This window comes from Streptomyces sp. SID1328 (assembly GCF_009865595.1).
Lineage (GTDB): Bacteria > Actinomycetota > Actinomycetes > Streptomycetales > Streptomycetaceae > Streptomyces > Streptomyces griseoluteus.
The window spans coordinates 1-9586 of the sequence record NZ_WWKH01000133.1; the positions used below are offsets into that span (position 1 = coordinate 1).

The following is a 9586-nucleotide window of genomic DNA, read 5'->3' on the forward strand; positions in this document are numbered from 1 at the left end:
CAACGCCGCAGATGTGCGTGCCAGACCCCGCGACCCCGGCAAGATCCAGAAGACAGGCCCTGGGGGGAGACCGAGGGCAGGTCGCCGTCGAGTTGCTCGGCATGACCCCGCTGATCGTGCTGACTCTGGTCCTGATGTGGCAGTGCGTGCTGGTCGGGTACGCCTTCGTGCTCGCCGGGAACGCCGCCGACGAGGGCGTACGGGCGGGTACGGCGGCCCCTCGGGGCGCGCGGCAGGGGGCGTGCTCGGAGGCGGGGCTCAAGCATCTGTCCGGGGCCTGGCGGGACGGGGCGTCGGTACGGTGCGGGGGCTCTGGCCTCGTCACCGCCGACGTGGACCTCAAGGTCCCCGTCCTCTTCCCCGGCTCCATCGACTTCCCGGTCACGGTGCACGGCCACGCCGGTGCCGTGGAGGAGGTGAAGGACTGATGCCCGGCATGCGCCGCAGCCGTACCCGCGACCGGGGTCAGGTCGCCATCGAGTACCTGGGATTCGTCCCCGTGCTGCTGATCGTCGGCCTGGCCGGCATCCAGATCGGCGCCGTCGCCTACGCCGCCGAGCAGGCCGGTACCGCCGCACGGGCCGGGGCGCGGGCCGCCTCGCTGCGCCAGGACGCCCAGTCGGCGTGCGCGGGCGCGGTCAGCGGCGGACTCAGCGTGTCCTGCTCGGGCGGCGGCGGGGGCGGCGACTCGGTCACCGTGACCGCGACCGTCAAGATCCCCCAGGTCGTGCCCGGCTGGAACCTGGGGACCGCCGTCAAGTCCGCCACCATGCCGGTCGACCACTGAGGAGGGCCCTCTCATGAGCCTGCGGGCACGCATCAACTCGCCCGAGGAGCAGGGCAGCCGGGGGGAGGACGGACACCTGGTCGCCTCCTACCGGGCCAAGCTCCTTCAGGAGATCGACCTCGCGGAGATGAGTTCGCTGGCCGCCGCCGAGCGCCGGGCCCGGCTCGAACGCGTCCTCGGCCACATCATCAGCCGCGAGGGCCCGGTGCTCTCCACCGCCGAACGCGCCCAGTTGATCCGGCGCGTGGTGGACGAGGCGCTCGGCCTCGGCATCCTGGAACCCCTCCTGGAGGACGCCTCCGTCACCGAGATCATGGTCAACGGTCCCGACTCGATCTTCGTGGAGCGCGGTGGCCGGGTCGAACGGCTGCCGCTGCGCTTCGCCTCCGCCGACCAGCTCATGCAGACCATCGAACGCATCGTCTCCACCGTCAACCGCCGCGTGGACGAGTCCAATCCGATGGTCGACGCCCGGCTGCCGTCCGGCGAGCGCGTCAACGTCATCATCCCGCCGCTCTCGCTCAGCGGCCCCGTCCTCACCATCCGCCGCTTCCCGCGCTCCTACACCCTGAAAGAGCTGATCGGCTTCGGCTCGCTCGACGACCACATGCTGCTGCTGCTCGCCGGGCTGGTGCAGGCCAAGTTCAACGTGATCGTCTCCGGCGCCACCGGCACCGGCAAGACCACCCTGCTCAACGCCCTGTCCGGGCTGATCCCGGCGCACGAGCGCATCATCACCATCGAGGACTCCGCCGAGCTCCAGCTCCAGCAGACCCACGTCGTCCGCCTGGAGTCCCGCCCGCCCAACGTCGAGGGCAGCGGCCAGGTCACCATCCGCGACCTCGTCCGCAACTCCCTGCGCATGCGGCCCGACCGCATCGTGGTCGGCGAGGTCCGGGGCGGGGAGTCCCTGGACATGCTCCAGGCCATGTCCACCGGCCACGACGGCTCGCTCGCCACCGTGCACGCCAACAGCGCCGAGGACGCCCTCACCCGGCTCCAGACCCTCGCCTCCATGTCCGACGTGGAGGTGCCCTTCGCCGCGCTGCACGACCAGATCAACAGCGCGGTCGACGTACTGGTCCAGCTCACCCGGTTCGCGGACGGCGCCCGCCGGATCACCGAGGTCGCCCTGCTGGACAGCCACGGCGGGGAGCCGTACCGGCTGGCGACGGTGGCCCGCTTCGACGCCCGCCCGATGACCGCCGACGGCCAGGTCCACGGCGCCTTCCAGTACTTCCCGCTGCCCCGCCGCACCGCCGACCGCCTCTACATGGCCGGCCAGCCCGTGCCCCAGGCGTTCGGCGTGGCCCGCACCGCGGACCAGCTCGCCACCCGAGAGGCCAGGTAGGCCCATGGATCTGTCCACCCTCGCGCAGCTCACCACCGGCATCACCCTGCTGACCTGCCTCCTCGCCGTCGCGGGCGTCCAGACCTACGCCTCGGGCCGGGCCCGGCGCGCCGCCCTGGAGGACCGGCTCGCGCACGCCGACCAGGTGCCGGGAGGGGGCCGAAAGCGGCACTTCCGCGGGCTGGACCGCCGGTTGCGCCGCACCGCGCTGGGCCGGGCGCTGCAACTCCGGCTCGCCGCCACCGGACTCGACCTCACCCCCGGCGAGTTCTTCGCCGGGATGCTCACCGCGGTCGCCGCGCTCTGGCTCGTCGGCCAGGCCACCCTGGCCCCCTTCTTCGGGCCCATCGCCGGGCTCCTCGGCATCTGGGCGGCCGTGCAGTTCCTCAACTGGCAGCGTCAGAAGCGCATCGAGCGCTTCATCAACCAACTCCCGGAACTGGCCCGCATCCTGGCCAACGCGACCCAGGCCGGGCTCGCCCTGCGCACCGCCATCGGCATGGCCGCCGAGGAGCTGGAGGCCCCGGCCGGGGAGGAGCTCTCGCAGGTGGCCGACCAGTTGGCCATCGGCCATTCCATGGAGGACGCGCTCGGCGAACTGGCCGCCCGGCTGCCCTCCCGCGAACTCGTCGTCCTCGTCACGACCTTGGTGCTCTCCAACCGGGCGGGCGGGCAGGTCGTCTCGGCACTGCGCAACCTCACCGAGACGCTGGAGGAGCGCAAGGAGACCCGGCGCGAGATCCGCACCCAGCTCTCCCAGGTCACCATGACCTCGTACGCCGTGCCCGCCCTCGGCATCGGCGCGCTCTTCCTGATGAACGGCGTCAAGGACGGCGCCCTGGAACGCCTGACCGGCTCACCGGTCGGCCAGGGCTGCGTGATCGTCGCCTTCGCCCTGTACGCGGTCGGGTTCGTCCTCATCCGCCGCATGAGCCGGATCGACGTGTGAGGGGATGACGTACCGGATGGAACTCCTGCTCGCCCTGCTGGCGGCCCTCGGCGTCTGGGGCGCCTTCGCGGGCGTCCGCATGTACCGCGCCGAGACCAAGCTGCCCGGCGACCTCGCCGTCGCCCTGGAGATCGGCGCCACCCGCACCGGCGCGGTCGGCTCCGTCATCGACCGCATGGGCATGCGGTACGCGCCCCTCGTGCTGCGCCTCATGGGCCCCGGCCTGGTCGCCCGCTACCGCCGTCGCATCGACCTCGCGGGCAACCCCGGCGGCCTCACCATCGACCGCTACGCCGCCCGCCGCGCGGTCTACGGCGCGCTCGGCACCCTCGGCTTCCTGGTCTTCCTGCTGCGCGGCCAGTGGTTCGTCGCCCTCCTGCTGCTCGCCTTCGGCGCCTTCTGGACCGAGGTCGGCATCTGGTCCGCGATCCGGGTACGCCGGGACGTCATCGAGCGCACCCTGCCGGACTTCCTCGACGTCCTCGCCGTCGTCGTCAGCGCCGGCCTCGGCTTCCGCCAGGCCCTCGACCGCGTCTCCAGCCGCTACGAGGGCCCCTGGGCCGACGAACTCCGCATCACACTCCGCCAGATGGACCTCGGCATGACCCGCCGCCAGGCCTTCACCGAACTCCGCCGCCGCAACGACTCCGAACAGGTCGCCATGTTCGTCACCGCCCTCCAGCAGGGCGAGGAACTGGGCGCCCCCATCGTCGACACCCTGGTGTCCCTGGCCAAGGACATGCGCCGCACCGACGCCCAGAACGCCCGCCGCAAGGCGGCTCGGGCGGTCCCCAAGGCCACGCTGATGATCACGACGTTCATGGTCCCGGCGACGATGCTGCTGCTGGGCGCGGGCCTGCTGCTGGGGTCCGGGGTGGACTTCGGATCGTTGGCGGGGGAGTAGGGAGGGAAAGGGGTCCGGGGGAGGTGGGGCCATGTCGCGGAGGTTGAGCGGGCGGATGCCGGGGGTGCCGGGAGCGGAGGAGACCGGGGCCCCGCACGGCCCGGCCGGGGGTGCCGCCCGGGACCGGCCGACGCCAGACGAGCAGGGGACTCCGGCCGGCGGATCGGCAGCGGGCCGGGGCGGTGATGCCGAGGGGGGCTCACCGTTCGGTGCGCAGGGCGCTCCGGCGAGCGGTGCCGAGGGGCGTTCGCCGGCGGCCGACGGGGACGGGCCCGAGGGGCGTCCCGGCTCCGCCGCTGGTGGGCCCGCCGTACCCCCCGAGGGACTTCAGGTGCGGGCTCTGCAGGCTGTGGGGCGGCAGGTGTTCGGGTTCCGGCTGGCGATGATCGTGCTGGCCGCGCCCGCCGCGTTGCTGAACGCGGCGCCGGGGCTGGGGGCGCGGCTGGTCGGGGCGGCCGTGGTCGTCACGTTCATGGTGTCGTACGTGCTGTTCCGGGACTGGGGGCGGTTCGGGCCGCTGCTGCTGCGGCATCCGAGCCTGCTCGCCGTCGACACCCTCTTCGGTTCCCTGCTGCTGATCTCCGCCGGGCCGGACACCACCCTCGCCTACGTCAGCGTCTGCACCCCGCTGCTGGCCGGACTGCTCTACGGCTGGCGCGGTGCCGCCTTCTTCGCCTCCCTCCAGTCACTGATCCTGCTCCTCGTCCACGCCACCCTGGACGCCGAACGGCACACCGGCCTCGCGGAGACCCTGCTGCTGCCCGGCCTGTGCGTCATCACCGGCGCGATGGGCTCCACCCTGCGCAACCTGATGCTCCGGCTCGGCACCGCCACCCACGCCCTGACGGCCGTACGCGCCAGGCTCGCCGCGGCGGAGGCCGTACAGTCCGAACGCGCCAGGCTGGCCCGCGAGATGCACGACTCCCTCGCCAAGACCCTGCACGGCGTGGCCCTCGCCTCCGACGCCCTCGCCGTCACCGCCTCCGCCGCCACCCCCGACCCCGCCCGCCTGCGCCAGGAGGCGGAACTGGTCGCCCGTTCGGCCCGCCGGGCGGCGGCGGAGTCCCGCGAACTCCTCTCCGACCTCCGCGAGGAGGTGCCCCAAGCCCCGCTGTGGCCGCGACTCAACCTCCAGGCGGCCGACTTCACCACCCGCACCGGCCTCCCCGTCACCTGCCACCGCACCGGCGACCCGCTGCCGCCCCTCCCCCGCCCACCACCCGCGCCCTCCTCGCGCTCACCGCCGACCCTCGACAACGCCCATCGCCACGCGAACGCCACCCGGGTCGTCGTGACGGCGGGCGTCCAGGACGGCCGCCTCCGCCTCTCGGTCCACGACGACGGCAAGGGACTCCCGGCGGGCGTCACTCTCCAAACCCTGCGGGCCGAAGGTCACTTCGGGCTGCTCGGCATGGTGGAGCGGGCCGCCTCGGCGGGGGCGCATATCCGTATCGGCCGGGGTGCGCACGCGTCCGGTACCGAGATCGGCGTCGACCTCCCCCTGCCCGGATGAACCCGCGAAAGGAGACTCCGATGCGGTTCCCACCCCCCACCGGCCCGCTGCGTCTCGTGGTCGCCGACGACAACCCCGTGGTCCGCGCCGGCCTCACCGCGCTGCTCTCCGGCCGCGAGGACACCACCGTGGTGGCCGAGGCGGCGGACGGGCGCGAGGCGTACGAGGCCGCGCTGGCGCACCGGCCGGACGTCGTCCTCCTCGACGTCCGGATGCCGGGTGTCGACGGAATCTCGGCATTGCCCCACCTGGTCCGGCTGGCGCCCGTCATGATGCTGACCTACAGCCATGAGACGGAGACCGTGCGGGAGGCTTTGCGGCTGGGGGCGGGGGGATATCTGGTGCACGGGGAATTCGACACGGAGCAGTTGGTGCGGGCGGTGCGGGATGTGTGCGAGGGGCGTCCGCATGTGACGCCGGGGGCGGTGCGCGCGCTGTTGCCTCCGGCGGTGGGGCCAGGTGCGAGTGCACACGTGGAACGCGAACGTCCCACTTCTCCCTGGGAGATGTCTGCAAAAACCCTTTCGCACATGCAATCCTCTGTGGGACAGTCATTCCGGTCGAGTTTTCAACTGAGCACCAGGGAGGCGGAGATCATGGACCTCGTCGCATCCGGCATGACGAACCATCAGATCGCCGCCGCCTGCTTCATCAGCGAGAAAACCGTCAAGAACCACATCAACCACATTTTCGCCAAACTCCACACCACCAACAGATCCCAGGCGACGGCGAAGTGGTTGGGGGTGGCGTGAAGTGCCCGCCACCCGCCCCCACTGGGCCCAAACCTGGGCCCCCGGACCCTGGGCCCGTCTCCTCTTACCGCCGTACGGTGCGCGGATCGGAGACAAATGCGGAGGGGAACACCATGAGCGCTTGGTTCAACACCGCCATTGCGAGCCTGCGGGCCCGCGCCGCCCGCAGCGACGTGGGGCAGACCGCGGTGGAATACCTCGGCATCATCGCGGTGGTCGTGGCGATCGTCCTGGCGATCACGGGTACGAGTATCGGCCAGTCGATCTTCGACGCGATCACCCAGAAGATCTCCGAGGTGACCGGCGGCTGACCGGAGCGCGCTTCCGCCGGGACACAGGGCAGGCCTTCCCCATCTACATCACCGTGGTGGCGGGCCTGCTCTTTCTCGCGTTGGCCTATCTCGCGGTCGGCCAGGCCTCGGTGAACCGCGGCGGTGCTCAGACCGCGGCCGATGCGGCCGCCCTGGCGGCGGCCCAGGACAGGCGCGATCTGCTGGTGGGGAAATGGGTCGACGACATTCTGGACCCCACCAAGTGGGGGGCCGTCTTCGACGGTGAGGCGCCGCTGCCGGACTCCTGCTGGCGGGCCGACGAACTGGCGGCCCAGAACGAGGCCGACGCACGGTGCGCACAGGACGGACCGCTCGCCTTCACGGTCGAGGCCAAAACCGATAAGTCGGTTGGTCATTCCATCGTCCCAGGCACGGAGAATTTCAAGTCGACGGCGTCCGCGAGGGCCGTGATCGAACCCCTCTGCACGTTCGAGAAGCCTGGAGAAGGGTCGCACGGTGACGTGCTGCCGCGACTTTCCTGCAAGGACCGTGATTGGGAGCTGAACCCGCACGATCTCACTCATCTGCCCGAGCCGCAGGATCTCTTCGATGTCCACCTGGCCGCCGACTGACAGGCGATCGACGCGTAAAGGATTTCAGCCATGAGTATGCGTTTCACCGGGCGGCGGACCGCCAGGGGTGTGGCAGCCCTGTCCGTAGCTGCCGTCCTTGCCCTTGGTGCGGTGGGCTGCGGAGGTGGTGGCGGCGATGACAAGAAGCCGGACGCCTCCGCCTCCGCCACCAAGTCGGGTGGCTCGAATCCGAGTACGCAGGAAGGGCAGTCGGACGACCCGCTGGCGGAGCTGAAGGGATCGGACGGGCTCACTCTCCAGATCACTTCCGCGAAGCGTGACTCGGGAGGCTTCGTCACGGTCAACGGTGATCTGCGGAACGACGGCGCCAAGGACCTCGTCATTCCGTCGGCCCTGAGCGGCGACGAAACAGAGATCATCCGAAACGGCAGGTCACTCGGAGGCGCGACCCTCGTCGACCCGAAGGGCAAGAAGCGTTATTACGTCCTGCGCGACACGGACGGACGCCCCCTGACGACGACGGGTTTCTCGGCCCTCAAGTCCGGTGCCACACTCGCGGTCTTCATGCAGTTCCCGGCGCCTCCGGAGAACACGTCGGAAGTCGACTTCCAGCTGCCCACTTTCCCGACCGCCACTTTCAAAATCTCCGACTGAGGCCCCCCGTGACCACCACCCGTCTCGCCCGCCTCCTCGTGACCGCTGCCACCGCGGCCCTTCTCACCCCCCTGACCCCCGCCCTCGCGGACGGGCCCAGTGAGCCGCCCGGTACGGAGCCGAGTGCTGCCGCGCCTGTGAAGGTGGACCCCACCGATCCGGACCTGAAGCTGCCGGAGGGTGCCACGCTCGCGGGAGCGAAGGTGCTGGACATCAAGTCGGTCGTCGAGGACCAGAGCGGGGACGAGCGCCGCGAGGACACCAACGCCGACGTCACCTTCGCCCTCCAGGCAGAAGTCCTCTTCGGCAAGGACAGCGCCAGACTCGGCCCGGAGGCCCGCGCCCGCATCACCGCCATCGCCGAGGAGATCCAGAAGCAGAAGGCCACCCGCGTCCGCGTCTTCGGCTTCACCGACAACCTCGGCTCCTCCGCCCACGGCGACGTCCTCTCCAAGCGCCGGGCCAACGCCGTACAGGCCGTACTCGACCAGGACCTCAACGCCCCCGACGTCACCTTCGAGGTGCGCGGCTACGGCGAGCAGTACCCCATCGCCGACAACTCCACCGAAGCGGGCCGCAAGAAGAACCGCCGCGTGGAGGTCTCCTTCCCCCGCACCGCCCAGTAGGCCCTACCCCACCGACACCGACATCCCCGCCACCAGCCCCCACCCCGCCATCACCCCGGCCCCGGCCTCCAGTACGTGCCGGGACCGGAGCCGGGGCAGGCCCAGCCGCCCCGGCACCATCGTGCGTACCGCCAGCACCCGCAGCGAACGGTCCAGGTACGCCACGTCGATGGCCATCCGCATCCCGAAGGTGTGCACACTCGCGGCCGGCGACAGCAGCAGCGCCCCCTCCACCGCGTCCCGCCCGAGCAGCCCCCGGGTCCGCGCCCGGTAGGACACCGCCAGCTCCACCGGGACACACACCTCACCCCCCGGCCGATGCACCGTCAGAGTCCCGTGCCCGTCCCGCCAGCGCGCCATCCCGCCCCACCTCCGCCGGGACCGTACCCACCGTCCACAGGCCGCACGCGATTGTCAGTGCCCCCTGCCACACTCCGGACCATGACAGCCGAGCCAGAAGACGTACGCCTGCGCGGCGTGACCGAGGACCACCTCGAGATCTTCCTCGCCTTCGAGCACGACCCGGAAGCCGTCCGCAGGTCCCGGTTCACCCCGCGCCCCCGTGACGCCTTCCTCACCCACTGGCGCACCCGCATCTTCCCCGACCCCGACTGCCTGGTGCGGACGGTCACCGTGGACGGCGAGGTCGCGGGCAACGTCGTCTCCTGGACGCAAGGAGGCAGACGCTTCGTCGGCTACTGGCTGGGCCGCCGCTACTGGCGCCGGGGCATAGGCAGCCGCGCCCTCGGCCGCTTCCTCACCGAGGAGGAGCCCGTACGCCCCCTGTACGCCGACCCCTTCGCCGGCAACACCGCCTCCGTCGCCCTGCTGGAGAAGCACGGCTTCACGCGGGTGGGAGAGCCCGACGAGGAGGGGTTCCTGCTCCTGGTCCTCGACGGCCCGGCCGCGAAAACCCCGTGACGCCCGGCCCACGGCTCCAGGACCATGCCCCCATGGACAGGACTTTCGAGGAGCTGGTGGCCGAAGGCGCCGCCGTGCCCACCGACGGCTGGGACTTCTCCTGGTTCGCGGGCCGGGCCACGGAGGAGCGGCCGGAGTGGGGCTACGCCCGTTCGGCGGGGGAGCGGCTGGCGCGGGCGCGGGCGGCGCTCGACCTCCAGACCGGCGGCGGCGAGGTACTCGACTTCGCACTGAGGCAGGCCGCCCGGCCCGCCCCACCGTGCT

At 71.6% G+C, this 9586-nt stretch carries 13 protein-coding genes and 1 pseudogene; 13 read left to right on the forward strand and 1 reads right to left on the reverse strand.

The genetic code is table 11. The features are described 5' to 3' along the window. The first annotated feature begins 11 nt into the window (after positions 1 to 11). The 11 genes from GT030_RS03990 (at position 12) to GT030_RS04040 (ending at position 8401) form a co-directional block, all read left to right on the forward strand. On the forward strand, positions 12 to 428 hold the full coding sequence (locus GT030_RS03990) for a TadE family protein (RefSeq protein WP_161199868.1): 417 nt from the start codon (positions 12 to 14) through the stop codon (positions 426 to 428). Beyond that, positions 428 to 787 (forward strand): TadE/TadG family type IV pilus assembly protein, encoded by a 360-nt coding sequence (locus GT030_RS03995; protein WP_202459658.1) that lies wholly within the window; start codon positions 428 to 430, stop codon positions 785 to 787. The genes GT030_RS03990 and GT030_RS03995 overlap by 1 nt, the downstream gene beginning before the upstream one ends. 13 nt (positions 788 to 800) lie before the next feature. Beyond that, positions 801 to 2138, forward strand: coding sequence for a CpaF family protein (locus GT030_RS04000; RefSeq protein ID WP_161199860.1), 1338 nt, complete (start codon positions 801 to 803; stop codon positions 2136 to 2138). A gap of 4 nt (positions 2139 to 2142) precedes the next feature. Beyond that, positions 2143 to 3087, forward strand: coding sequence for a type II secretion system F family protein (locus tag GT030_RS04005; RefSeq protein WP_161199861.1), 945 nt, complete (start codon positions 2143 to 2145; stop codon positions 3085 to 3087). Between the two features lie 16 nt (positions 3088 to 3103). Next, positions 3104 to 3991 carry a DUF5936 domain-containing protein gene (locus GT030_RS04010; RefSeq protein WP_161199870.1) on the forward strand — a complete coding sequence of 296 codons (888 nt, stop codon included), beginning with the start codon at positions 3104 to 3106 and terminating at the stop codon, positions 3989 to 3991. 55 nt (positions 3992 to 4046) lie between these two features. Further along, the gene (locus tag GT030_RS04015) at positions 4047 to 5504 is read left to right on the forward strand and encodes a histidine kinase (RefSeq protein ID WP_161199871.1); all 1458 of its coding nucleotides are present in this window, start codon (positions 4047 to 4049) and stop codon (positions 5502 to 5504) included. Then, positions 5501 to 6256 (forward strand): response regulator transcription factor, encoded by a 756-nt coding sequence (locus tag GT030_RS04020; protein WP_161199862.1) that lies wholly within the window; start codon positions 5501 to 5503, stop codon positions 6254 to 6256. The genes GT030_RS04015 and GT030_RS04020 overlap by 4 nt, the downstream gene beginning before the upstream one ends. Before the next feature lie 113 nt (positions 6257 to 6369). Beyond that, a complete protein-coding gene (locus tag GT030_RS04025) occupies positions 6370 to 6567 on the forward strand; it encodes a hypothetical protein (RefSeq protein WP_161199863.1) in 198 nt (65 codons plus the stop codon). A 56-nt stretch (positions 6568 to 6623) separates the two neighbouring features. Next, positions 6624 to 7160, forward strand: coding sequence for a pilus assembly protein TadG-related protein (locus GT030_RS04030; RefSeq protein WP_346009557.1), 537 nt, complete (start codon positions 6624 to 6626; stop codon positions 7158 to 7160). A 30-nt stretch (positions 7161 to 7190) separates the two neighbouring features. After that, entirely contained in the window at positions 7191 to 7775 is a 585-nt protein-coding gene (locus tag GT030_RS04035; RefSeq protein WP_161199864.1) for a hypothetical protein, read from the forward strand. A gap of 8 nt (positions 7776 to 7783) precedes the next feature. Then, entirely contained in the window at positions 7784 to 8401 is a 618-nt protein-coding gene (locus GT030_RS04040) for an OmpA family protein (RefSeq protein WP_161199865.1), read from the forward strand. 3 nt (positions 8402 to 8404) lie between these two features. Here the strand turns inward: GT030_RS04040 and GT030_RS04045 are convergent, their stop codons facing one another. After that, on the reverse strand, positions 8405 to 8761 hold the full coding sequence (locus GT030_RS04045) for a DUF192 domain-containing protein (RefSeq protein WP_161199866.1): 357 nt from the start codon (positions 8759 to 8761) through the stop codon (positions 8405 to 8407). Between the two features lie 81 nt (positions 8762 to 8842). Here GT030_RS04045 and GT030_RS04050 point away from each other — a divergent pair, with 81 nt between their 5' ends. Both GT030_RS04050 and GT030_RS04055 read left to right on the forward strand, forming a co-directional pair. Beyond that, entirely contained in the window at positions 8843 to 9322 is a 480-nt protein-coding gene (locus GT030_RS04050; RefSeq protein ID WP_161199867.1) for a GNAT family protein, read from the forward strand. A gap of 32 nt (positions 9323 to 9354) precedes the next feature. Further along, a pseudogene (locus tag GT030_RS04055) lies at positions 9355 to 9586 on the forward strand (SAM-dependent methyltransferase); the annotation flags it as partial.